General features: G+C 72.8%; 20 protein-coding genes. 3 read left to right on the top strand and 17 right to left on the bottom strand.

Translation table 11 applies throughout. The annotated features are described in order from the left end of the window. Positions 1–48: 48 nt before the first annotated feature. Both grxC and EV684_RS10450 read right to left on the bottom strand, forming a co-directional pair. Complete coding sequence (gene grxC, locus EV684_RS10455) at positions 49–306, bottom strand: glutaredoxin 3 (protein ID WP_132646937.1); 258 nt, start codon at positions 304–306, stop codon at positions 49–51. A 96-nt stretch (positions 307–402) separates the two neighbouring features. Continuing rightward, positions 403–1,014, bottom strand: coding sequence for a rhodanese-like domain-containing protein (locus EV684_RS10450; protein ID WP_132646935.1), 612 nt, complete (start codon positions 1,012–1,014; stop codon positions 403–405). A 49-nt stretch (positions 1,015–1,063) separates the two neighbouring features. On the opposite strand from EV684_RS10450, the gene gpmA reads away from it, so the two are divergent. Next, the gene (gene gpmA / locus EV684_RS10445) at positions 1,064–1,807 is read left to right on the top strand and encodes a 2,3-diphosphoglycerate-dependent phosphoglycerate mutase (protein WP_132646933.1); all 744 of its coding nucleotides are present in this window, start codon (positions 1,064–1,066) and stop codon (positions 1,805–1,807) included. A 46-nt stretch (positions 1,808–1,853) separates the two neighbouring features. On the opposite strand, the gene EV684_RS10440 is transcribed toward gpmA, so the two are convergent. From EV684_RS10440 to EV684_RS10405, 8 genes are read right to left on the bottom strand one after another with little or no spacing between them, the layout of a single operon-like run. Continuing rightward, positions 1,854–2,732 carry a ribose-phosphate diphosphokinase gene (locus EV684_RS10440; protein WP_132646931.1) on the bottom strand — a complete coding sequence of 293 codons (879 nt, stop codon included), beginning with the start codon at positions 2,730–2,732 and terminating at the stop codon, positions 1,854–1,856. After that, positions 2,729–4,252 (bottom strand): thymidine phosphorylase family protein, encoded by a 1,524-nt coding sequence (locus EV684_RS10435; protein ID WP_132646929.1) that lies wholly within the window; start codon positions 4,250–4,252, stop codon positions 2,729–2,731. Before EV684_RS10435 ends, EV684_RS10440 begins: the two co-directional genes overlap by 4 nt. 13 nt (positions 4,253–4,265) lie before the next feature. Then, positions 4,266–4,994, bottom strand: coding sequence for a lysophospholipid acyltransferase family protein (locus tag EV684_RS10430; protein WP_375138647.1), 729 nt, complete (start codon positions 4,992–4,994; stop codon positions 4,266–4,268). 5 nt (positions 4,995–4,999) lie between these two features. After that, positions 5,000–6,304 (bottom strand): dihydroorotase, encoded by a 1,305-nt coding sequence (locus EV684_RS10425; protein WP_132646925.1) that lies wholly within the window; start codon positions 6,302–6,304, stop codon positions 5,000–5,002. A 4-nt stretch (positions 6,305–6,308) separates the two neighbouring features. Further along, positions 6,309–7,271: an aspartate carbamoyltransferase catalytic subunit gene (locus EV684_RS10420; RefSeq protein WP_132646923.1), complete on the bottom strand. Its 963-nt coding sequence runs from the start codon at positions 7,269–7,271 to the stop codon at positions 6,309–6,311. Between the two features lie 43 nt (positions 7,272–7,314). Further along, entirely contained in the window at positions 7,315–7,818 is a 504-nt protein-coding gene (pyrR, locus tag EV684_RS10415; protein WP_132646921.1) for a bifunctional pyr operon transcriptional regulator/uracil phosphoribosyltransferase PyrR, read from the bottom strand. Continuing rightward, a complete protein-coding gene (gene ruvX / locus EV684_RS10410; RefSeq protein WP_132646919.1) occupies positions 7,815–8,225 on the bottom strand; it encodes a Holliday junction resolvase RuvX in 411 nt (136 codons plus the stop codon). The genes pyrR and ruvX overlap by 4 nt, the downstream gene beginning before the upstream one ends. A 26-nt stretch (positions 8,226–8,251) precedes the next feature. Then, complete coding sequence (locus EV684_RS10405; protein ID WP_132646917.1) at positions 8,252–8,821, bottom strand: YqgE/AlgH family protein; 570 nt, start codon at positions 8,819–8,821, stop codon at positions 8,252–8,254. 33 nt (positions 8,822–8,854) lie between these two features. On the opposite strand from EV684_RS10405, the gene EV684_RS10400 reads away from it, so the two are divergent. Both EV684_RS10400 and EV684_RS10395 read left to right on the top strand, forming a co-directional pair. Further along, entirely contained in the window at positions 8,855–10,357 is a 1,503-nt protein-coding gene (locus EV684_RS10400; protein WP_132646915.1) for a cryptochrome/photolyase family protein, read from the top strand. Between the two features lie 134 nt (positions 10,358–10,491). Beyond that, positions 10,492–12,039: a methyl-accepting chemotaxis protein gene (locus EV684_RS10395; protein ID WP_132646913.1), complete on the top strand. Its 1,548-nt coding sequence runs from the start codon at positions 10,492–10,494 to the stop codon at positions 12,037–12,039. Between the two features lie 43 nt (positions 12,040–12,082). Here the strand turns inward: EV684_RS10395 and EV684_RS10390 are convergent, their stop codons facing one another. The 7 genes from EV684_RS10390 to EV684_RS10360 are packed head-to-tail and all read right to left on the bottom strand — an operon-like array spanning position 12,083 to position 22,921. Further along, a complete protein-coding gene (locus EV684_RS10390; RefSeq protein WP_132646911.1) occupies positions 12,083–13,105 on the bottom strand; it encodes a GGDEF domain-containing protein in 1,023 nt (340 codons plus the stop codon). A gap of 3 nt (positions 13,106–13,108) precedes the next feature. Beyond that, on the bottom strand, positions 13,109–19,039 hold the full coding sequence (locus EV684_RS10385) for an Hpt domain-containing protein (RefSeq protein ID WP_132646909.1): 5,931 nt from the start codon (positions 19,037–19,039) through the stop codon (positions 13,109–13,111). A gap of 10 nt (positions 19,040–19,049) precedes the next feature. After that, positions 19,050–21,356, bottom strand: a complete 2,307-nt coding sequence (locus tag EV684_RS10380) for a methyl-accepting chemotaxis protein (RefSeq protein ID WP_132646907.1) — start codon at positions 21,354–21,356, stop codon at positions 19,050–19,052. A 19-nt stretch (positions 21,357–21,375) separates the two neighbouring features. Continuing rightward, positions 21,376–21,906 carry a chemotaxis protein CheW gene (locus EV684_RS10375; protein ID WP_132646905.1) on the bottom strand — a complete coding sequence of 177 codons (531 nt, stop codon included), beginning with the start codon at positions 21,904–21,906 and terminating at the stop codon, positions 21,376–21,378. A 4-nt stretch (positions 21,907–21,910) separates the two neighbouring features. Continuing rightward, positions 21,911–22,276 (bottom strand): response regulator, encoded by a 366-nt coding sequence (locus tag EV684_RS10370; RefSeq protein WP_132646903.1) that lies wholly within the window; start codon positions 22,274–22,276, stop codon positions 21,911–21,913. A gap of 46 nt (positions 22,277–22,322) precedes the next feature. Then, positions 22,323–22,715: a response regulator gene (locus tag EV684_RS10365; RefSeq protein WP_132646901.1), complete on the bottom strand. Its 393-nt coding sequence runs from the start codon at positions 22,713–22,715 to the stop codon at positions 22,323–22,325. A gap of 53 nt (positions 22,716–22,768) precedes the next feature. Further along, the gene (locus EV684_RS10360; RefSeq protein ID WP_081487558.1) at positions 22,769–22,921 is read right to left on the bottom strand and encodes a rubredoxin; all 153 of its coding nucleotides are present in this window, start codon (positions 22,919–22,921) and stop codon (positions 22,769–22,771) included. Between the last annotated feature and the right edge of the window lie 151 nt (positions 22,922–23,072).

The following is a 23,072-nucleotide window of genomic DNA, read 5'->3' as shown; positions in this document are numbered from 1 at the left end:
CGGCCGGCGATTATGGACCACCGAACCGGGGCTCCCGCCCCGGGCGGATCAGCCCGCGAGCAGGGGGGCGAGGCCGCCGCGCTGGTCCAGCGCGATCAGGTCGTCGCAGCCGCCGACGTGGGTCTCGCCGATGAAGATCTGCGGCACGGTGCGGCGTCCGGTGAGCGCGATCATCGCGTCGCGCTGGGCGGGATCCAGGTCGACGCGGACCTCCTCGATCGTGCCGACGCCACGCTGCTTGAGCAGCGCCTTGGCGCGCAGGCAGTACGGGCAGACCTGGGTCGTGTACATCCGGACGGGACTCATGCACTTTCCTCGCCCGCGCTGGAACGGCAGGCTCGGGGCAAATTGTCCGGCGGATGACAAGACCCAGAAGCGCGCGGGGCGTGCCGCGCACCGGGCTCAGGCGCCCTTGGGCTCCTGCGGCGGGGTCTGGGGCTCGACCGCCGGGGCTTCGGCCACCGACGGCGCGGGCTCGTCCACGGGAGCCGCCGGCGTTGCCGGGGCTTCGGCGGCCGGCGCCGGCAGGGCTTTGGCTTCGGCCTTGGCGGGCTTGGCCTTCTTGTCGGTCTTCTCGGCCTTCTCGACCTTCTCGGGCTTGTCGCCCTTGGCGCCGCTTTCCATCGGCAGGTTGGCTTCGCGCCAGGCGGCGTTGCCGCCGGCCACCGCGACGGCCTTCTCGTAGCCCGCCTTCTGCAGCTGCGCGGCGGCGCGACCGGCGCGGGCGCCCGAGGCGCACAGCAGCAGGATCGGCAGCGTCTTGTTGCCCGGCAGGCCCTTGGCGTCGACGAGCGTCGCCAGCGGGATGTTGCGCGCGCCGACGGCGTGGCCCTTCTCGTACTCGGCGCTCTCGCAGACGTCGATCAGCACGCCCTTCTCGCGGTTGATCAGCCGCACCGCCTCGGCAGGCGGCACACCGCGGCCGACGCCGCCTTGGATCGTCTGCCACACGAGCAGGCCACCCGAGAGGGCGGCCATGAAGACGAGCATCCAGTTTTCGATGAGGAAGTTCAAGGCGTCGGGGTCAAAGGCGGCAGAGGGCGCGAATTATAGAATTCGGCCCATGCACAAGCTCGTCCTGATCCGTCACGGGGAATCCACCTGGAACCTCGAGAACCGTTTCACCGGCTGGACCGACGTCCCGCTGACCGACACCGGCGTCGCCCAGGCGCGCGAAGCGGGCCGATTGCTCAAGGCCGCCGGCTACGAGTTCGACGTCGCCTACACCTCGGTGTTGAAGCGTGCCATCTGGACGCTCTGGCACTGCCTGGACGCGATGGAGCGCACCTGGCTGCCGGTCGTCAAGGACTGGCGCCTGAACGAACGCCACTACGGCGCGCTGCAGGGCCTGAACAAGGCCGACATGGCCAAGCAGTACGGTGACCAGCAGGTGCTGGTCTGGCGCCGCAGCTACGACACGCCGCCGCCGGTGCTCGACGCCGCCGACCCGCGTGGCCAGCGCCAGGACCCGCGTTACGCTAGGCTGGCGCCCGAGCAGGTGCCGCTGACCGAGTGCCTGAAGGACACCGTCGCGCGCGTGCTGCCGTTCTGGAACGAATGCCTGGCGCCGGCCATCAAGGACGGTCAGCGCCTGGTCATCGCCGCGCACGGCAACAGCATCCGCGCGCTGGTGAAGTACCTGGACGGCATCAGCGACGCCGACATCGTCGGCCTCAACATCCCCAACGGCATCCCGCTGGTCTACGAGCTCGACGACGACCTGAAGCCGATCCGCAGCTACTACCTCGGCGACCCCGAGGCCGCGGCCAAGGCCGCCGCCGCGGTGGCGAGCCAGGGCAAGGCCTGAGTTCCCCCTCTCCCGCACGCGGGAGAGGGAGCCGGCCACGGAACGGCTAGGACGGGTCTTCCAAGGCCTGCGCCAGCAGCGGCACCACCGAGACGGCGTTGCTCTCGTGCGCGACGCAGTCGCTGCTCCAGACCTGGCGCACGCCGGCGGCGCGCAGCTCGGCCAGGGCGTCGCCGACGAAGAGCGCGTGCGTGACCGCGACGTCGACGCTGGCGGCACCACGCTCGAGCAGCCCGCGCGCCGCCGCCTGCAGCGTGCGCCCGGTGCTGGCGACGTCGTCGAGCAGCACGACGGCACGCCCGGCGACCTCGGCCGCCGGCAGCGCGACGTCGACGTCGCGGTCGCCGTGGCGCTGCTTCATGCAGACCGCGTGCTCCAGCCCGGCGGCCTCGGCGGCCACCGTCACCCACTGCTCGGATTCGGCGTCCGGGCCGACCAGCAGCGCGCCGGGCACACGTTCGGCGGCCAGCCGGCCGAGCAGCGGCGCGGCGCCCAGCGCGACGCCGCGCCGCCCGGGCACGACTTCGTCCATCGTCGCCACCCGGTGCAGATGCGGGTCGACGGTGATCACGGCGTCGAACCAGGCGGCCAGCGCGCGCCCCAGGTGGCGCTGGCTGACGACCTCGCCCGGCGTGAAGGCGATGTCCTGGCGCATGTAGCCCAGATAGGGCGCGACCAGCGTCAGCTCGCGGCAGCCGAGTTCACGCGTGCCGCCGGCGACCAGCATCAGCTCGGCCAGGCGTTCGTTGGGCCGCTGCAGCCCGCGCAGCAGCGCGACCCGCGGCGGCAGCGCCGGCGGCAGCCGCAGCCGCGACTCGCCGTCGGGGAAGACGTGGCGCCCGACCACCGCCAGCGGCCAGCCCAGCACCGCGGCCAGCGGCCGGGCCAGCGTCAGTTCGTCGTCGAAGGCGAGCAGCAGGCTCATCGGGCGGCTCCGGCGAAGACGTAGGCGCAGTCGTGCAGCGCCTCGCGGCGCGCGAACTCCAGGTCGGCGGCGACGCAGGCATGGATGCGGTAGAGCGGCTCGCCGCGGCGCACCGCGTCGCCGATCTTGACGAACAGGTCCAGCCCGGCGCCGGCCATCTGCGGCGCGCCCGACAGCCCGGCGATGCGCGCCAGGCGCAGGTTGTCGATGCCGGCGACGACGCCGTCGGCCGGCGCCGGCACGTCGAAGACCAGGGGCCCGGGCGGCGGCGGGTCGGCGCGCCGGCCCTGGGCGTCGACGATGGCCTCCAGCCGCGCCAGCGCGCGGCCCGAGTCGAGGATCTGCGTGGCGATGCGCTCGCCGTCGCCGCCACGCACCGCGGGGTCGAACTCGATCATGCGGCCGGCCAGGCGGATCGCCTTGGCACGCAGGTCCGGCGGCGCCTGCGGGTCGTGGCGCAGCACCTGCATCACGTCGCGCGCCTCCAGCACCGGGCCGATGCCGCGGCCCACCGGCTGGCGGCCGTCGGTCAGCATCACCTCCAGCGTCAGCCCCAGGCGCTCGGCGACGAACTCGAAGACCCGCTTCAGGCGCTGCGCCGCGGCTTCGGAATGCACCTTGGCCGTCGGCCCGACGGGGATGTCGAGCACCAGGTGCGTCGAGCCGGCGGCGATCTTCTTGGACAGGATGGAGGCGATCATCTGCCCCGGCGAGTCGATCGCCAGCGGGCGCTCGACGGCGATCAGCACGTCGTCGGCCGGCGACAGCGCCGCCGTTCCGCCCCAGGCCAGGCAGCCGTTGACGGCGTGCACGATCTGCTTGAGCCGCTCGGGCGCGAGCTCGACCTCGGCCAGCACCTCCATCGTGTCGGCGGTGCCGGCCGGCGAGGTGATCGCACGCGACGAGGTCTTGGGGCACAGCAGGCCGTGTTCGGCGACGATGGGCACGACCAGCATCGACGTGCGGTTGCCCGGCACGCCGCCGATGCAGTGTTTGTCGACGATGGGCCGGCCGCCGCCGCTGCCGTTCCAGTCCAGGCGCCGGCCGGCGGCGATCATCGACTCGGTCAGGTGCAGCACCTCCTCGCGGTCGAGCTCGTACTGCTGCGTCGCGACGACGAAGGCGGCCAGTTCGACCTTGGTGTAGCGCTCGGCGGCGATGTCGGCGACGACGGCGTGCAGCTCCTCGCGCCCCAGGCGCTCGCCGGCGATCTTGCGCCGCAGCGCGGCGTGCGAGGGCGGCGGCGCGGCGTGTTCGATCGAGACGCTGTCGCCGTCGGCAGCCCCCAGGCGTGCGAAGGCCTGTTCGCTCAGGCCCAGCTGCAGCGGCTCGAGCAGCCGGAGGTCGTCGACGACGTTCAACACCGCGGCGATGCTCCGGCCGCCGGCGGCGATCGTCACCTTGGACAGGGCCTGGAAACCGGCGGCCCGCACCACCGGGCAGTCGCGGTGCAGGAAGGCGACGTTCTCGCGCCAGGTGTCGATGCCGAGGCGGCGCACGGCGAGGGTCGGACGGTTCATCGGCTCACGGCCTTCAGCCGGGCAGCGCAGCGGCGATCTGTTCGCGCAAGCGCGCCGCCAGCGCGCGACGGTCGGCGTGGGCGCTGGCCTCGGCCGGCAGCACCGTCAGGTGCAGCACGACGCCGCGCGCGCGGGCGAGTTTCCAGACGTTGGCCGCCAGTGTCTCGGCACCGATCCAGGTGGCCGACGGGCTGACCGCATGGCCGGGTTCGGCGTAACGCAGCGCCACCGCCTGCACCGGCGCGCCGGTGGCGATCGCCGCCTGCAGCAGGTTGGCGTGGAAGGGCAGCAGCTCGCGGCCGTCGCCGGTCGTGCCTTCGGGGAAGACGGCGACGGTGTCGCCGGCCTGCAGCGCCTCGGCCATGCGGTGCACGACACGCAGCGCATCGCGTTTGCTCTCGCGCTCCAGGTACAGCGTGCCCGCGGCGTCGACCAGGCGGTTGGCCACCGGCCACTGGCGCACGTCGGCCTTGGAGACGAAACGTGCCTCGGGGCAGACCGAGTGGATCGCCATGATGTCCAGCCACGACAGGTGGTTGGCGACGATCAGCTTGGCGCCGGGGCGGAACTCGCCCTGCACACGCAGCTCGATGCCCAGGCAGCGCAGCATCGTCGCGGCCCACCAGCGTGTGCGCCGGTGGCGCCCCGCGGCGTCCAGCCGCGGGAAGATCCACAGCGCCATCACCACGCCGCGCAGGCCGTGCAGCAGCACGCCGGCGACGCGCCAGGGCGCGCGCAGCACCGCGCTCAAGCGGCCTCGTAGGCGACCGTGCCCGCCACCAGCGTCGCACGCACCCGGCCGGGCAGCGCCATGCCGGTGGACGAGAACGCGAACGGCGTGTGTTTGCCCTGGCTGGCCAGCGCCGCCGGCGCGACCTGCCACTCGGCCGCCGGGTCGAAGACGCAGACGTCGGCGACGCCGCCCTCGACCAGCCGGCCGGCGCTGGAGACCAGCGAACCGACGGCCTCGCCGAGCACCCGCACCGGCGCCTGCGTCACCGGCGCCAGCGCCTGGGCCAGCGTCAGGCCGTGGTCGCGGCCCCAGCGCAGCGCCAGGCTCAGCAGCAGCTCCAGCCCGGTGGCGCCGGGCTCGGCCTCGCCGAACGGCAGGTTCTTCATGTCCTCGGCGACCGGGTTGTGGTCGGACACCAGCGCGTCGATCGTGCCGTCGGCCAGCGCGGCGCGCAGCGCGTCGCGGTCGGCCTGCTGGCGCAGCGGCGGCGTCAGCCGCATGTCGGCGTTGAAGAAGCCGATGTCGACGTCGGTCAGGTGCAGCGAGTTGATGCTGACGTCGGCCGTGACCGGCAGACCCTCGGCCTTGGCGGCGCGCACGAGCCGGACGCCGGCGGCGCTGGACAGCCGGCACAGGTGCACGCGGCAGCCGGTGACACGCACCAGCTCGAGGATGGTCTGCAGCGCCACCGTCTCGGCGGCCACCGGCACGCCCGACAGCCCCATGCGCGTGGCCACCGCGCCCGACGCGGCGACGCCCTTGCCCAGCCAGCCGTCCTGCGGCCGCAGCCAGACGGCGTAGCCGAAGGTCGCGGCGTACTGCATCGCACGCAGCAGCACCTGGGTGTCCTGGACCGCGACGTCGACCTGCGAGAAGCCAACGCAGCCGGCCTCGGTCAGCTCGGTCATCTCCACGAGCGTCGTGCCTTCGAGCCGGCGCGTCAGCGCCCCCAGCGGGAACAGCCGGCAGCGGCTCAACTTGCGGGCGCGGAACTTCAGCATCTCCACCAGCCCCGGCTCGTCGAGCACGGGGTCGGTGTCGGGCAGGCAGACGAGGCTGGTGACGCCGCCGGCGGCCGCGGCCGCCAGCTCGCTCTCGAGCATGCCTTCGTGCTCCTGGCCGGGTTCGCGCAGGCGCGCGGCGAGGTCGACGAGGCCGGGCGCGACGACCAGGCCCGTGGCGTCGATCGTGCGGTCGGCCTGGAAGTCGCCGACGGCGCCGAGGCCGACGATGCGGCCGGAGGCGATCGCGAGGTCGGCCGTCTCGTCGCGGCCGGTGGCCGGGTCGACGACGCGGCCGTTGCGGATGAGGATCTTCATGGGTTCAGGCCTGGTTGCCGGCGATCGTCGACATCACCGCCATGCGCACCGCGATGCCGAAGGTCACCTGCGGCAGGATGACGCTGTGCGTGCCGTCGGCGACCGAGGACTCGATCTCGACGCCGCGGTTGATCGGGCCCGGGTGCATGACGATGCAGTCGGGCTTGGCCAGCGCCAGCTTCTCCGGCGTCAGGCCGTAGTTCTTGAAGTACTCGCCGGCCGACGGCAGCAGCGCGCCGCTCATGCGCTCGTTCTGCAGGCGCAGCATGATGATCACGTCGGCGTCGCGGATGCCTTCGGCCATGTCGTGGCAGACGCGCACGCCCATGCCGGCGAGGTCGCCCGGCACCAGGGTCTTGGGGCCGACGGCGCGGATCTCGGGCACGCCGAGCACGTTCAGCGCGTGGATGTCCGAGCGCGCCACGCGCGAGTGCACGATGTCGCCGACGATGGCCACCGTCAGCTGCGTGAAGTCGCGCTTGTAGTGGCGGATCGTGTACATGTCGAGCAGCGCCTGCGTCGGGTGCGCGTGGCGGCCGTCGCCGGCATTGACCACGTGCACGTGCGGCGCGCAGTGCTGGGCGATCAGGTAGGGCGCGCCGCTCTCGCTGTGGCGCACGACGAACATGTCGGCGTGCATCGCCGACAGGTTGGCGATCGTGTCCAGCAGGCTCTCGCCCTTGGCGGTGCTGCTCTTGTTGATGTCCAGGTTGATGACGTCGGCCGACAGCCGCGTCGCGGCGATCTCGAAGGTGGTGCGGGTGCGCGTGCTGTTCTCGAAGAACAGGTTGAACACGCTCTTTCCGCGCAGCAGCGGCACCTTCTTCACCTCGCGGTCGTTGACCGACAGGAAGGTGCCGGCGGTGTCCAGGATCTGGGTCAGCACCGGGCGCGGCAGGCCTTCGATGGACAGCAGGTGGATCAGCTCGCCGTGGCGGTTGAGCTGGGGGTTGCGGCGCGAGAGCATCAGCGGGCCTCCCGCTGCTGGGCGTGGTCGCGGCGGCACGGGGTCATGCGGCCTCCTCGATGGCGAAGGTGAAACGGCCGTCCTCGGCGCGCGCCAGCGACAGGCGCTGGCCGGCCGGCAGGGCGATGCGCGCCGCGGCCAGCGCCGCGGCGATCGGCAGTTCGCGCCCGCCGCGGTCGACCAGCACCACCAGCGTCACGCTGGCCGGACGGCCGAAGTCGTACAACTCGTTGATCGCGGCGCGGATCGTGCGGCCGGTGTAGAGCACGTCGTCGACGAGCACCACGTGGCGGCCGTCGATCGAGAACGGAAGATGGGTCGGGTCACCGCCGGCGGCCAGCCCGCGCGAACCGAAGTCGTCGCGGTGCAGCATGCTGGAGATGACGCCGTGCGCGCCGGGCAGGCCCAGGTCGCGCTGCAGGCGTTCGGCCAGCCAGGCGCCGCCGGACCAGATGCCGACGAGCACCGCGTCGGGCGGGAGGACGGCGCGCAGGCCCTGGCGCAGTTCGGCGTAGAGCGCCTCGGCATCGAGCTGCAGGACGGTCATGGGGCGAGGGTTCTCAGGTGTTGGTCGAGGATCAGTGCGGCGGCCGCGGCGTCGGCGTCGCGGGCCCCGGCGGCCAGCGCGTCGACGGTCGTGTAGCGCTCGTCGACCTCGTGCACCGGCAGCCGGAAGCGGCCGTGCAGCTGGCGGGCGAAGCGCCGCGCGCGGCGCGTATTGTCGTGCTCCGCGCCGTCGGGATGGAACGGCACGCCGACGACCAGCGCGTCGGGCCGCCACTCCTCGATCAGCCGGGCGATGGCGGCGAAACGTGCGTCGCCCTCGGCGGCGACGGTCTTCAGCGGCCGCGCCTGGGCCAGCAAGGTGTTGCCGACGGCGACGCCGACGCGGCGCACGCCGAAATCGAATGCGAGAAAGCTGCGCGCGGGTTCAGGCGGAGCGGCCGGGCTCATTCGAAGGCGACGCGACGGGCCACGCGTCAGGCGTGCCCGGCCTCCTGCGACAGCATGCGCGGGTCGAAGCCCAGCAGCGACAGCGCCTGGTCGTAGCGCTGCTCGACGGGGGTCTCGAAGATGATCTTCGGGTCGGCGTCGACGTTGAGCCAGCCGTTGCGGCGGATCTCCTCCTCGAGCTGGCCGGCGTCCCAGCCGCTGTAGCCCAGCGTCACCAGCACGCGGCGCGGGCCGCCGCCCTGCGACATCGCCTCGAGCACGTCCTTGCTGGTCGTCATCTCCAGGCCACCGGGCACCGACATCGTCGAGCTGTAGCCGCTGCCGTCGCCGGTCTTCTCGTGCAGCACGAAACCGCGTTCGGTCTGCACCGGGCCGCCGAAGAACACCGGCTGCTCGGCGAACTCGTCACGGTCCAGCGGCAGTTCGACACGCTCGAACAGGTTGCGCAGCTTGATGTCGATCGGCTTGTTGATGACCAGCCCGAGCGCGCCGCGCTCGTTGTGCTCGCACAGATAGACGACGGCGCCGGCAAAGGTCTCGTCGGCCATGCCGGGCATGGCGATGAGGAACTGGTTCGACAGGTCGATGGCGGCCATCCTCCTATCTTATTCCCGGGCACACTGGCGGATGTGAAGAACAGCATCGACCATGCCCTCGTCTGGTTGCGCCGCGACCTGCGCACCGAGGACAACGCGGCCCTGTACCACGCGCTGCGCGCCGCGCGCCGGGTCTGGTGCGTCTTCGTCTTCGACACCGACATCCTCGAGCCGTTGCCGCGCGCCGACCGGCGCGTGGAGTTCATCCGCGACAGCGTCGTCGGCGTCGACGCCGAGCTGCGTGCGCTGGCGGCCTCGCACGGCGTCGACGGCGCCGGGCTGATCGTGCGCCACGGCCGGCCGCTGCAGGAGATCCCGCGCCTGGCGCTGGCGCTGGGCGCGCAGGCGGTCTACGCCAGCCACGACGACGAACCCGAGGCGCTGGCGCGCGACGCCCGCGTGCGCGGCGCGCTGGCCGACGCCGGCATCGCCTTCCACGGCTCGAAGGACCACGTGATCTTCGAACGCGACGAGGTGCTGACCCAGGGCGGCGGCCCGTTCTCGGTGTTCACGCCCTACCGCAACGCCTGGCTGAAGAAGCTCGACGACTTCTACCTCGCGTCCTACCCGGTCGAGCGCCACGCCGGCGCGCTGGCGCCCCGGCCGGCCGGCGAGACGCTGCCGACGCTGGCCGAGATCGGTTTCGAGACCACCAACCTGCACGCGCTGAAGCTGCCCAGCGGCCCGGCCGGCGGCCGCGAGCTGCTGACCGACTTCCTCGAGCGCATCGACCACTACGCCGACTGGCGCGACTTCCCGGCCGTCAAGGGGCCGAGCTACCTCGGGCCGCACCTGCGTTTCGGCACGGTCTCGATCCGCCGCCTGGCGCGCGAGGCCCACCAGCGTTCGACAGCCGGCTCGCGTGGCGCCGAGATCTGGCTGTCGGAGCTGATCTGGCGCGAGTTCTATCACCAGCTGCTGCACCACCACCCGCGGGTCGTCGGCGGCTGCTTCAAGCCCGAGTACGACCGCATCCACTGGGAACACGGCAGGCACGCCGACGAACTCTTCGCCGCCTGGTGCGAGGGCCGCACCGGTTACCCGATCGTCGACGCGGCGATGCACCAGCTCACGCGCACCGGCTACATGCACAACCGGCTGCGCATGATCAGCGCCAGCTTCCTGAGCAAGGACCTCGGCGTCGACTGGCGCCGCGGCGAAGCCTGGTTCGCGCGCCACTTGAACGACTTCGACCTGGCGTCCAACAACGGCGGCTGGCAGTGGGCGGCCTCGACCGGCTGCGACGCCCAGCCCTATTTCCGGATCTTCAACCCGGTCAGCCAGAGCGAACGTTTCGACCCCGAGGGGCGTTTCATCCGCCGCTACCTGCCGCAGCTGGCGAAGCTGCCCGACAAACTGCTGCATGCGCCCTGGCGCGCCCGCCCGGCCGACCTGGCCGCCGCCGGCGTGGTGCTCGGCCGCGACTACCCCGCGCCGGTCGTCGCGCACGACGAAGCGCGCGAACGCACGCTGGCGCGTTTTGGCGCCGTCAAGGCGGCCAAGCCACGTCCGGCGGCGCGCATGCGCACCGACTGACCTCGCTCAACAATGGCCCTCCGTGCGGCAGGGCGGGAGTGAATTCAGACTTCATTCCACCCCATTTCCTGCCGATATGACGATGCGGCTGGCCCAACATCCGGGGCCGGCATTGGACGTCAGGAGCGTGCGCGATGCACGTCGCACAAAAGAAGATCTGGGTTCAGCTGATCACGACCATCGCGGTGGCTCTCACCGTCGTCTGGGCGGTGGGCATCTTCTGGCAGGGCCGTGTCAACCGTGAGGCAGCGATCGAGCAGGCGACGGCCTTCTCCAGCAGCATGCACGACGCCACGATGGCCGGCCTGACCGGCATGATGGTGACGGGCACCGTGGCGCAGCGCGCCGTGCTGCTGGACCAGGTGCGCCAGCTCGACAACATCCGCGACCTGCGCGTGCTGCGCGCCGAGGCGGTCAACAAGATCTTCGGCAACGGCACCGGCGCCGACGCCAGCGACCCGGACGCCGACGAGCGCGCCGTGCTCGCCAGCGGCAAGACCGAGATCCACGTCGCCACCGACGACAAGGGCGAGTACCTGCGTGTCGTGCGCCCGGCCATCGCGTCCAAGAACTACCTCGGCAAGGACTGCACCACCTGCCACCAGGTGCCCGAAGGCACGGTGCTGGGCGCGGTCAGCATGAAGGTCTCGCTGGAGCAGACCAACGCGCTGATGGCGCGCCAGCGCTGGCAGACCATCCTGATGGCCATCGTCACCTGCATCCCGGTGCTGATCGTCATCTACCCCTTCATCCGCCGCGTCGTCACGCGGCCGCTGGAGGCGGGCGTGGACATGGCGCACGGCATCGCCTCGGGCGACCTGACGCGCGACGTCGTCGTCGACAGCCGCAACGAGATCGGCCACCTGCAGCGCGCGCTGCACGAGATGCGCGTCAGCCTGGCGTCGATCGTCGGCCGCGTGCGCCACGGCACCGACACCATCGCGCATGCCTCGGCGCGCATCGCCGGCGGCAACAAGGAGCTGGAGTCGCGCACCGTGCACCAGGCCCAGGCGCTGCACGAGACCGCGGTGTCGATGTCGCGCCTGACCGACGCCACGCGCCAGAACGCCGAACACGCCAGCCAGGCCAACGCGCTGGCGATCTCGGCCTCCGACGTCGCCAAGGCCGGCGGCGCGGTCGTCGCCCAGGTCGTGACGACGATGGACTCGATCGACGCGGCGTCCAAGCGCATCGCCGAGATCAACCGCGTCATCAACGAGATCGCCTTCCAGACCAACCTGCTGGCGCTCAACGCCGCGGTGGAGGCCTCGCGCGCCGGCGAACACGGCCGCGGCTTCGCCGTCGTGGCCAGCGAGGTGCGCGCGCTGGCGCAGCGTTCGTCGCAGGCGGCGCAGGAGATCAAGTCGCTCGTCGACACGACGGTCGAGCAGGTCGGCGGCGGCTCGCGCATGGCGCACCGCGCCGGCCAGACCATGATCGAGATCGTCGACAGCGTGAAACGCGTGACCGACATCATGTCGGAGATCGACGCCGCCAGCCGGGAGCAGATGGCCGGCATCGAGCAGGTCAACCGCACGCTCTCGGGCCTGGAAGGCGTGACCGGCGACAACGCGCGCCTGGTGCAGGAGGCGGCGAGCGAGACAGCGGCGCTGGCCGAACAGGCCACCGCGCTGGACGAGGCGGTCAAGCTGTTCCGGCTGCCGGCCCAGGACCGCGGCTGAGACCCCGGCCGCGCGCGGCCACGCCGGCCGCGGCGCGCCCGGCTCAGAACAGGACGACGTCGTCGCCGTCCGTGCGCTGCTCGACCAGGTCGCCGCTGGCCACCAGCGCGGCGTGGCTCGCCACCCGGTTGCGGCCGTTCTGCTTGACGTGGTAGACCGCCTGGTCGGCGCGCTCGAAGGCCGAACTCGGCGTGTCGCCGGGCCGCACGGCGGTGAAGCCGATGCTCACCGTGATGCGGCCGACGCGCGGGAAGGCATGGTCTTCGATCGCCGCGCGCAGGCGCTCGAAGGCGGCCGCCGCCGAGGCCGCGTCGTCGCAGCGCATCAGCACGACGAACTCCTCGCCGCCGAAGCGGTAGAGCTGGTCGCCCTGGCGGAAGACGCCGCGCATCAGGCGCGACAGCAGCAGCAGCACCTCGTCGCCGATCAGGTGGCCGTGGCAGTCGTTGACGTGCTTGAAGTGGTCGATGTCGACGACGCCCAGCCAGGCGCTGCGCCCGCCGCGGCGCTTGCCGGTGCCGGACTCGGCCTGCACCGGCGCCGGCATCGTGCTGCGCATGAAGTTCTCGTCGAAGGTCTTGCGGTTGAGCAGGCCGGTCAGCGTGTCGCGCTCGCTGTAGTCCAGCAGCGAGTGGAAGTTGCGGTAGACGCGCAGCACGCTGGCGATCAGGCGCAGCTGCTCGGTGGACAGCGGCGCCGCGCTGCGCAGCTCCAGCACCGCGTCGCAGTCGTGCTCCAGGTCCAGCGGCAGCAGCGTCGTCGCCGGCTGGCCGTCGAGCATCAGCCCTTCGCGCTGGCGCAGGCAGCTCTGGCGGGCCGGATGTTCGGCCAGCGGCGGCAGCGCCGACAGGTCGGTCCACAGCGGGTCGGCGCTGGGTACCTTGTCGCCGGCGGCGAGCCGCGCGCGCGTCAGCCAGTGCCGGTCCTCGCCTTCACCGACCACGCGGTAGATCGCGATCTCCAGCGGCTGCAGCAGGTCGTGCAGCGCACCGACCAGCGTCGCGTCGAGCGCGTCGCGGTCACGGAACCCGGTCAGTTCCGCGAGATGGTCGGCAACCCGGGACACGCTCTAACTCGGCCGCGCCGCTCCCGCGTAACGTGCCACGAGCGCCAGCAGCTCCTCTTCCGCATAGGGCTTGCCGAGGTAGTGGTCGGCACCGAGCGCGGCGGCGTGGTCGCGGTGCTTCTGCGCGATGCGCGAGGTGATCATCACGACCGGCAGGCCGGCGAGGGTGGCGTCGGCACGCACCGCGCGCAGCAGGTCGAAGCCGTCCATGCGCGGCATCTCGATGTCCGACAGCATCAGCGCCGGGCGCTCCTGGGCCAGGCGCTCGAGCGCGTCGACGCCGTCCTTGGCGGTGACGACGCGCCAGCCCTCGCGCTGCAGCAGGCGCTGCGTGACGCGGCGAACGGTCAGCGAGTCGTCGACGACCAGCACCAGCGGCACCGCCGGCGCCAGCACCTGGACCTCGGGCTCGGCGGCGACGGCGGCGGCGTGCTCCAGCCGCGCCCGCGCGGCCGGGCCGTACAGCGTGGCCAGCGCCACCGGGTTGTAGATCAGCGCCACCGCGCCGCTGGGCAGCAGCGTGACGCCGGCCAGCCCGGGCACACGTGACAGCTGCGGGCCGACGTTCTTGACGACGACGTCCTGGTTGCCGGCAACCTCGTCGACGTGCAGCGCCACACGCTGCTCGGCCGAGCGCACGACGACCACCACCTGGCTGCGCGCCGCCGTGGCGCCGCGTGCCGGCCCGTCCAGCAGCGCGGCCAGCCAGTGGAACGGCAGCGCATGGCCCCCGTCGTCGTAGACACCGCTCGCGTACGCGGCCTCGACCTCGGCCGTCGGCGCCCGCCGCACGGCCTCGATCAGCGTCGAAGGCACCGCCACCGACATCTCGCCGCATCGCAGCATGACCACCTGGGTGACCGCGGTCGTCAGCGGCAGCAGCAGCTTGAAGCCCGTGCCCTGGCCCGGCAGGTGGTTCACCTGCACGCGCCCGCCCATCGCGTCGACCTCGGCGCGCACGACGTCCAGCCCGACGCCGCGGCCGGCGAGTTCGGTCACGTCGGCCGCCGTGCTGAAGCCGGGCGCGAAGATCAGCTGCGCCAGCGCCGCGTCGTCGGCCGGCACGTCGGCGGCCAGCATCCCGCGCTCGAACGCACGTTCGCGGATGCGCGCCAGGTCCAGCCCGGCGCCGTCGTCGCGCAGTTCGACGCCGACCTCGTTGCCTTCCTGGGTGATCGCCAGCGTGATCGTGCCGGTCGTGTCCTTGCCGGCGGCAGCGCGTGCCGCGGCCGGCTCGATGCCGTGCACGACGGCATTGCGCAGCAGGTGTTCGAACGGGCCGGTCATGCGCTCGAGCACGCCGCGGTCGACCTCGATCGCTCCGCCCAGGATGTCCAGGCGCACGCTCTTGCCGGTCTCCTTGGCGGCCTGGCGCACGGTGCGGTAGAGGCGGTCGCTGGCGCTGTCGAACTCGACCATGCGCGTGCGCAGCAGGTCGCCCTGAAGCTCGCGCGCCAGGCGGGCCTGCGCCGCCAGGTCGTCCTCGGCCGACTGCAGCGTGCGCTGCAGGCTGCGCTGCAGCGTCGCGACGTCGTTGACCGACTCGGCCATGAAGCGCGTGAGCTCCTGCAGCCGCGTGAAGCGGTCCATCTCCAGCGGGTCGAAGGTCTCGGCGGCGGCCTTGGCCGCCTCCAGCCGCGACACCATCTGGGACTCGGCCTGCAGCTCGATGTCGCGCAGCTGGGCGCGCATGCGCTCCAGGCTCTCGGTCAGCTCGCCCAGCGAGCCCTGCAGCTGGCGCACGCTGCCGTCCAGGCGGGCACGCGCGATGCTCACCTCGCCGGCGTGGTTGACCATGCGGTCGAGCAGCGCAGCACGCACGCGCACCGCCGCCGCGCCGGCCGGCGCCGGGCGCTCGGGCGCGGCGGACGGCATTGCGGTGGCGGCCGCGAAACGGCTCCAGTCGATCCCGGTGGCCGGCTGCTCGGGCTGCGGCAGCGGCTCGGGCGCCGGCTCGGCGCTTGCCGACGCGGCCGCATCCACGGGTGCGAGGGGCGCCGCGACCGGCGCGCGCAGCGCATCGAAGTCGGCGACCATCGCGTCGGCGCGCGCCAGCAGCGTCTCGACCTCGCCGGCATGCACGCCGCCGCGTTCGGTCAGGCGCTCGATCGCGGTCTCCATGCGGTGCGCGCGTTCGCCCAGGCGCATCGCGCCGGCCAGGCGCGCGCCGCCCTTGAAGGTGTGCAGCGTGCGCATGCAGGCCGCGCCGGCGCCACCGTCGGCCGGGTTGTCGGCCCACTCGCGCAGGCGCGCCAGCAGCTGCGGCAGCAGCTCGTCGGCCTCGTCCTCGAAGATCGGGAACAGCTCGGGGTCGAGCGCGTCCTCGGCATCGAGCTCGTCGTCGAACTCGGTGTCCAGCGGCCCCAGGCCCAGCGTGTCCGGCGCCGCGCGCGGCGGCAGCGCGGGCCAGCGCTCGTGTTCGGCCAGGCGTTCGACGACGGCCGGCGACGCGGGCCGCAGGAAACCGGCGGCGAACTGGTGCAGCAGGCGGCGGATCTCCTCGGCCGCCTCGGCAAAGAGCTCGGGCTCCCCGTCGCGCCCGCGGCTGCCGGCGCGCGAGCGCATCAGCGCGTGCTCGAGTGAACGTGCGAGCGCCGACAGCTCGGCATACCCCACGGTGGCCGAACTGCCGGCCAGCGAATGCGCCAGCGCGACCGCGCCGTCGGACACCGGCCGGTGCTCGGCCTCGAGCGCCCACTCGGCGAGTTCGGTGCCCAGGCGGCGCGAGAGTTCGTCGGCCTCGTTGAGGTAGATGTTGAACAGCGGCAGCGGCACGCGCAGCGGGCCGATGACCTTCACCGGCTCCTCGTCGGGCGCGGGTTCGGCGGCGAAGGCCTCGCCCGCCTCGCGATCGGCCTCGACCGCCGGGGGCTCGGCGCCGATGGCGCCCAGGTCGTCCAGCGACGGCAGCTCGGCAAAAGCCTCGGCCAGGCCGGGCGTGCCCGGCACCGGGGCGAACGCGGCCGCCTCGAAGGCGGACTCGTCGAACGCCGGCAGCGCTGCCGGCACGGTGTCGAGACCCGCCGGCAACGGCGGGGATTCGGGCTCGGGCTCGGGCTCGGGCTCGGGCTCGGGCTCGGGCTCGGGCTCGGGCTCGGGCTGCGGCTCGGGTTCGAGCGGCCAGTCGAGTTCGTCCGCCTCGAGCACCTCGGCGGCCGGCAGCGGGGTCGGCGCCGAGTCGGCGAACACCGGCTGCGGCAGCGGCTGCTCGGCCGGTTCGTCGCGGCGCTCCGGCCAGGCGGTCTCGTCGGCCGCGGGTTCGTCGGCCGGCAGCGGCTCGGGAACGGCCGCGGGCGTGAGGTCGCCGAGCTCGAACTCGAAGTCGACGTAACCGGCCTCGGGGGCGGGCATCGGCGCGGCCGGCTGCAGCGCCTCGATGGCCTCGAATCCTTCGGGCAGCTCGGACGCTTGCACACCCTCGGGCAGGGCCGGCAGGGGTTCGCCGCGGTCGAGCTCAAGGTCGGGGAGGTCGAAGGCGGCGACGTCGGGCACGGGGCCGTCGCTGCCGAGGTCCAGGTCGAGGTCGGTCGCGCTGGGCAGCTCGGGCACCCGTTCGGCCAGCGTCGGCGCGGCCGTGCCGGTGCCGAAGTCGAACTCGAAATCGGGGGCCGGCTCGGCTTCGGCCGCGCCAACCTCGGGCGCTGGCGGGTTCGCCGACACGGGCTCGACCGCAGCCGGCGCCGTCGGGGCCGCCGGTGGCGAGATCGCCAGGCGCTGGCCGTCCAGGCGCAGCCCGTCGGCGGCACGCACGACCGGCGCCGAGGCATGGCCGTCGTCGCGGCCGGCGGCAAGCGCGACGACCCAGGCCTCGAAGTAGTCCAGCGCCTCGGTGGTGAAGGCCCGCAGCGCCGGGTCCAGCCGCGAGGACTGCGCCAGGCGCGAGTTGAACAGCTGCTCGCAGGCCCAGGCGGCTTCGCCGAAGTCCTTGAGCCCGACCATGCGCGAGCTGCCCTTGAGGGTGTGGAAGGCGCGCCGCACGGCGGTCATCTCGCCCAGGTCCTCGGGCTCGTCGGCCAGGCGCGCCAGTGCCTCGCGCGCCGCGGGAATCACCTCGCCGGCCTCCTCGAGGAAGACGGCGCGCATGTCGTCGTCGTCGCCGGCCGGCGGCGGCACCGTGGCCGGCGGCGGGGCCAGCGGTTCGGGCTCCGGCACTTCGGGCACTGCCGGCAGCGCCGCACGCGGCTCCTGGCCCATCAGCGTGATCAGGCGTCCGGCCTCGGCGTCGTAGCGGAACAGCGACTTGGCCAGCCCGGGCTGCACGCCGAGCATGTCGATGAGGAAACTCAGCGCCCCGAGGTTGTCGGCCAGGCGCTCGAAACCGAGCCGCGCCGGCTCGTGCGTCGGGTCGACCTCGGTCTGCGCCAGCGTGTCGACCTCGTCGCGCATGCGCAGCACGGCCTGCGAGGCCTGGTCCAGCCCCAGCACCGAGAGCACGCCGCGCATCGCCGCCAGCTGCCCCGGCACCGGGATCAGCGCCTCGCGCTGGGTCGGGTCGCGGAAGTAGGCGTCGATCTGCTTCTCGGCCTCGGACAGGCTGGCACGCAGCTCCTGCACGACGCTGCCCATGGTCTGGCGGTCGCTGACGCGGCGGTACAGCTCCTCCATCCAGGGTTCGAGCGCGGCCGGCGGCTGGCCGCGGCGCACGTCGTCGACACGGCGCGCCAGGCGCTGCACGCGCTCGGGCAGGGCCGGATGGTCGAACTCGCCGTCCTCCAGCGAGGCGTCCAGGTACAGCAGCGCGGTGGCGACCTCCATCGCCAGCGGCGCCGGCGGCGCGTCCTGCGCGGCGACGGTCTGCGCGGCGGCGTCCTGCAGCACCGTGGCCAGCACCTCGCCGGACGGGAACAGGCGCTGCAGCGAGTCGCCGACGAGCGTGAACTGCTCGGCCAGCCCGGTGAGGCGGTGCGCCTCGCCGGCCGCGACGGCCGACCAGGCGTCCTTGGCGCCGGAGACACGTTTCCTCGCCTGGGCGATCCAGGCCGGGTCGAAACGCCCGAGGCGGGCGACGTCGTAGTCGGCCGCGGCGCTGTCGTCCAGGCGCCAGGCCTCGCGCACCGCGGCCAGCCGCGGCGCTTCGCCCGGGGCCGGCGCCCGCGCGCGGGCGCAGAAGAACAGCAGGTCCTGCGCCAGGCGGTCGGAGACCTCGTCGCTGCCGCGCATCGTCGTGCGCAGCTGCGACAGCAGGCGCGACGCGATGCGCTTGCCGTAGACGTCGCTGGCGAGCAGACCGCGCGCCTGGGCCTCGAAGAAGGCCGCCGCGAGGTGCCACAGCGTCGCCAGGCGGCCGCCGGCGCCGGCAGCCAGCGAGGCGCAGACCTCGCCCATCGCCGCCAGCCGCGACGGGTCGGGCTGGCGCATCAGCGCCAGCGACAGCGACTCCATCGCCGCACGCGCCGCGTCGTCGGCCGCGTGCGCCCGCACGCCGGGCTCGGCCGGCAGCTCCAGCCAGCGCCAGTCGTGCGGCCACAGGTCCGCCGGGTGGGCACGGTCGGCGCCGGCCAGGTTCTGCACCGCCGCGTACTGCGGGAACATCGCCACCGGCGACACCGGCCGGCGCGCCAGCAGGCGCGCCAGGTAGTCGAGCAGCGCGAACGAGGCCTTCTCCAGCGTCTGCACGGCCTTGGCGTCGACGAGCCCGGGCTTGGCGGCCCAGCGCTGCACGACCGCCTCGCTGGCGCGCAGCATCTGCGCCGCCGCCGGCAGGCCGACCAGTTCGAGCGCACCGACCCCCTGGTGCAGGTGCACGCGCGCGGTGCGCAGCACCGCCGGGTCGACCGCGTCGACGTCCGAGGCGGCAGCCGCCTCGGCCTCCTTGAGGTGCCGGTGCAGCGCCTTGTGCGCGTGTTCCAGCGACCGGCGCAGTTCGGCCTGCACCCAGGCCAGCGGGCTCAGGTCGTCGGCGCTGCCGCTCAGACTGTCGGTGACGGCGTTCATCCCGGCGGCGTCAGGCGATCTTGAAGCGTGCGATCGACGCGCGCAGCTGCTCGGCCGCGCGCGACAGCTCGTGCACCATCTGCGCGGTCGAGCGCGTGCCCTCGCCGGTCTGCTCGGTGACGGCGAAGATGTGCTGGATGTTCTGCGCCACGCCGCCGGCGGACTCGGCTTCGCTCGTGGCCTGTGCCGCGATGTGGCCGATCAGCTCGGCCAGCTCGCGTGTCACGCGGTCGATGTCGGCCAGCGCGCTGCCGGCCGCGTCGGACAGCCGCGCGCCCTCGATCACGCCCTGGGTCGAACGCTCCATCGCCGCCACCGCGTCCTGGGTGTCGGTCTGGATGGTGCGCACGATGGCGGCAATGTTGCGCGTCGCCTCGGCGGAACGTTCGGCCAGGCGCTGCACTTCCTCGGCGACGACGCTGAAGCCGCGCCCCGCTTCGCCGGCACTGGCGGCCTGGATGGCGGCGTTGAGCGCCAGCACGTTGGTCTGCTCGGTGATGTCGGAGATCAGCTCGGTGATCTCGCCGATCTCCTGCGAGCTCTCGCCCAGGCGCTTGATGCGCTTGGAGGTCTCCTGGATCTGGTCGCGGATCGAGTTCATGCCGCCGATCGTGTTCTGCACCGCCTGCTGGCCGGTGGCCGCGGCCTCCAGCGACTGGCGGGCCACCTCGGCGGTGCGCTGCGCCTCGGCCGACACCTCGGTGATGCGGCCGGCCATGCCGAGCACCGACTCGCCGGTCTCGCGGATGACGCGCAGCTGCTCGGTCGACGCCGCCAGCAGCTCCGAGGACGTCTGCTCGACCTGCTGCGTCGTGTCGGTCACGCGCGCCACCGTGCTCTGCACCGAGGTGACGAGCGAACGCAGCTCCTCGACGGTGTAGTTCACCGAGTCGGCGATCGCGCCGGTGATGTCCTCGGTGACGGTGGCCTGCTGCGTCAGGTCGCCTTCGGCGACGGTCTGCAGCTCGTTCATCAAACGAAGAATGGCGGCCTGGTTGGCGTCGTTGACTCGCCGGGCCTCGAGTTCCTCGCGTTCGGCCTCCTGGCGCTGGGCCTCGGCGAGGCGGGCACGCGTCGTCTGGTCGGCGACGAACAGGCGCAGCAGGCCGAAGGCGCCGGCGGCCAGCAGCAGCGCCGACAACAGCCCCGGCACCAGGATCTCGGCGCGCAGGCCGCCCGAGCCGGCGAGCTCGCCCTGCAGCTCGTCGAGGCCGCGGCGCAGCGGCTCGCTGTCGCGGATGATCGCCGACTGCGCTTCGCGCGCGCCGACCAGGCCCTGCAGGTTGCCGAGGATGGCGCCGGCTTCGACGCGCGTCTTGTCGTACTGGGCGAGCAGCTGCTGCAGCTGCTCGCGCACCTGCGGCTCGCGCGTGCCCGGCAGGCGCAGCTCGGGGCTGCCGTCGAGCAGGCCCTGGGCGATCTCGCGGAAGGAGTTCAGGTCCTTGCCGAGCAGGAACACCGCCTCGGCGCTGACACCTTCGGTGGTCTGGAACTCGTTGGCGCTCTTGCCGATGCGCTGCGTCAGCATGACGAGCTGGCCGACGGCCGACAGCTCGCCGGCCGAGGCGCCGCCCTGCAGCTTCAGCGAGGACACCGTCTCGGCGGTCTCCAGCAGGTCGGCCGACTGGCGGTTGATGGTGCGCAGCGCAGCGCCCACCTGGGTCAGCGTCTTCTGCTGCGCGAGCACCGCGCGCGCGCTCTTGTCGGCGCGGTCGACCATCGGCAGCAGCGCCTGCACGCGCTCGGCGTGGTCGCCGGAGACGGCCGGCACGTCGCCGCCGTCGGCCAGCCCGTGCACGTTGCGCACCAGGATCTCGGCGCTCTCCTTGAGTTCGGGGAAGGACTGCGGCGCGCCCAGCAGCGCCTGGGTGACCGACTTGGCCAGGCGCTGCGACTGCGTCTGGGCCTGGCCGGCGGCCGACACCTGCTGCGCGCTGCGGTTGGCCGCGACGATGCCGGCGCCGCCGCTGAGCACCAGCCCGGTCAGGCCGATGCCGAAGGCGAAGGCCATCAGCTGCTGCTGGCGCGCGACCGGCAGGCCGCCGACGAAGGGCAGCCCGGTGGCCGCGGGCGCGGCGGCCTCCTCGGGAACACGGGTGTTGGCGAACTCGCCCGCCAGTTCCGAGGGCGCGGCCTCGGAGATGATCGACGAGTCCTCGACGTGCGGCCGCGTCTCGGCCGGCGCCAGCGTGCCGGGGCCGAGGCGGATCGTCGCGTCCATCGCGTCGCCGGCGAGGGCGACGGACTCTGGGGTCGGCGCCGTCGGCGTCGAGGGGCGGCCCCGCGCGGGGCCTTTCAGCTTGTCGAGAAGGCTCATTCGGTCCTCGCGGCGTTCGTCATCGGGCGATGCCGAGAAACTGGTCGTGCTGCACGAGCGCGGCGGGATCGATCTCCTGCCACACGCGCTGACGGTCGTCGCGCCATCGGGGGCCGGCGAACGACGGGCGCGACAGCTCGTCGTCGGGTTCGCGCTGCATCTGGGCGGCGGTGCGCAGCCCGGCCAGACGTTCGAACAGCAGCGCGACATGGCTGCCGACGGCCGGGTTCAGCGCCAGCAGCCGTGCCTGCTCGCGCACGCCTTCGGCGGCGGTCTGCGTCGGCCGCAAGCCCAGGAAGGCGGCGAAGTCGACGACGCCGTGCAGGCCGCCACGCAGGTTGGCGACACCGAGGAACCAGGGCCGCGTGTGCGGCACCGGCGCAATGGTGCCCACCGGGAAGATCTCGCCCGCGCCGGCCAGCGGCACGAGCACGCCGACACCGGCGCTTTCGAGCGCGAGCCAGGACATGGCCGGCGCCTCGGTGCGCACGGCACTCAGCCGCTGGGCCAGGCGGCTCTGCAGGTCGCGCAGGGCGTCGCGCTTGGCCATCGGGTCAGTCGAAGGCGCGGATCTTGGCCAGCAGCTCGTCGGCCTGCACCGGCTTGACGATGTAGTCGCGGGCGCCCTGGCGCAGGCCCCAGACCTTGTCGGTCTCCTGGCCCTTGCTGGTGCACATGATCACCGGCACCTCGGCGTAACGCGGATCGCGCGTGATCTGGCGCGTGAGCTGGAAGCCGTTCTGGCCCGGCATCACGACGTCCATCAGGATCAGGTCGGGCACCTGTTCGGCGAGGCGGCGCATGGCCTCCTCGCCGTTCTCGGCGGTGCGCACGGCGTAGCCGCGCTTGCCGAGAATGTCCGACAGGTGGTGCAGCTCGGTCTTCGAGTCGTCGACGACGAGGATGTTGCGGATGGTCATCGGCGGACGCAGTTGGTGTTCTGACGGGGGCGGCAGGGCCGCGGGCTCAGGCGGCGGCGCGGCGGAAGGCCTCCACCGCGCGCAGGAGTTGTTCCTTGGTGAACGGCTTGGTCAGGTAGTCCTCGGAGCCGACCATGCGGCCCCGGGCCTTGTCGAACAGGCCATCCTTGGACGACAGCATGATGACCGGCACCTTCGCGAAACGCGGGTTGCGCTTGATGATGGCGCAGGTCTGGTAACCGTCCAGCCGCGGCATCAGGATGTCGCAGAAGATCAGTTCCGGGTCGTGATCATTGACCTTGGCGAGTGCGTCGAAGCCGTCCTCGGCCAGCACGACCTCGTGGCCGCCCTGGCGCAGGAAGATCTCGGCGCTGCGCCGGATCGTGTTGCTGTCGTCGATCACCAGGACCTTGGCGCCCGGGGACACGGCTTCGTTCACGTCACTGCCCACCTGTTGGAGAGCGCGGCCGCCACGATGGCCGCCGCTGGTCTTCAGATTTCGACCATTTCGAAATCTTCTTTACGGGCACCGCATTCCGGACAGGTCCAGTTCATCGGCACGTCGGCCCACGCGGTGCCGGCGGCGATTCCATGTTCCGGATCACCGACGGCTTCGTCGTAGATCCAGCCGCAGATCAGACACATCCAGGTTCGGCTTTGGCTCACGGCGGGGCGGTCACTCACTACAATGGGCAACGATTGTCCTGATTAGAAATGTTCGTCAGCCTGCCTGATCACCTTGCCAGTTCTCGGCGCGGCGCGAGCGACGTCGACTATGAGACGAGCGACGAGGCCC

Source organism: Rubrivivax gelatinosus, assembly GCF_004340905.1.
GTDB lineage: Bacteria > Pseudomonadota > Gammaproteobacteria > Burkholderiales > Burkholderiaceae_C > Rubrivivax > Rubrivivax gelatinosus.
This window is presented reverse-complemented; position numbering and strand designations above follow the sequence as displayed.

Bases quoted from the DNA above. Each gene is read 5' to 3' on its own strand.
- grxC (WP_132646937.1), bottom strand. From the start codon at position 306: ATGAGTCCCGTCCGGATGTACACGACCCAGGTCTGCCCGTACTGCCTG.
- gpmA (WP_132646933.1), top strand. From the start codon at position 1,064: ATGCACAAGCTCGTCCTGATCCGTCACGGGGAATCCACCTGGAACCTC.
- EV684_RS10440 (WP_132646931.1), bottom strand. From the start codon at position 2,732: ATGAGCCTGCTGCTCGCCTTCGACGACGAACTGACGCTGGCCCGGCCG.
- EV684_RS10435 (WP_132646929.1), bottom strand. From the start codon at position 4,252: ATGAACCGTCCGACCCTCGCCGTGCGCCGCCTCGGCATCGACACCTGG.
- EV684_RS10425 (WP_132646925.1), bottom strand. From the start codon at position 6,304: ATGAAGATCCTCATCCGCAACGGCCGCGTCGTCGACCCGGCCACCGGC.
- EV684_RS10420 (WP_132646923.1), bottom strand. From the start codon at position 7,271: ATGCTCTCGCGCCGCAACCCCCAGCTCAACCGCCACGGCGAGCTGATC.
- pyrR (WP_132646921.1), bottom strand. From the start codon at position 7,818: ATGACCGTCCTGCAGCTCGATGCCGAGGCGCTCTACGCCGAACTGCGC.
- ruvX (WP_132646919.1), bottom strand. From the start codon at position 8,225: ATGAGCCCGGCCGCTCCGCCTGAACCCGCGCGCAGCTTTCTCGCATTC.
- EV684_RS10405 (WP_132646917.1), bottom strand. From the start codon at position 8,821: ATGGCCGCCATCGACCTGTCGAACCAGTTCCTCATCGCCATGCCCGGC.
- EV684_RS10395 (WP_132646913.1), top strand. From the start codon at position 10,492: ATGCACGTCGCACAAAAGAAGATCTGGGTTCAGCTGATCACGACCATC.
- EV684_RS10385 (WP_132646909.1), bottom strand. From the start codon at position 19,039: ATGAACGCCGTCACCGACAGTCTGAGCGGCAGCGCCGACGACCTGAGC.
- EV684_RS10380 (WP_132646907.1), bottom strand. From the start codon at position 21,356: ATGAGCCTTCTCGACAAGCTGAAAGGCCCCGCGCGGGGCCGCCCCTCG.
- EV684_RS10375 (WP_132646905.1), bottom strand. From the start codon at position 21,906: ATGGCCAAGCGCGACGCCCTGCGCGACCTGCAGAGCCGCCTGGCCCAG.
- EV684_RS10370 (WP_132646903.1), bottom strand. From the start codon at position 22,276: ATGACCATCCGCAACATCCTCGTCGTCGACGACTCGAAGACCGAGCTG.
- EV684_RS10360 (WP_081487558.1), bottom strand. From the start codon at position 22,921: ATGTGTCTGATCTGCGGCTGGATCTACGACGAAGCCGTCGGTGATCCG.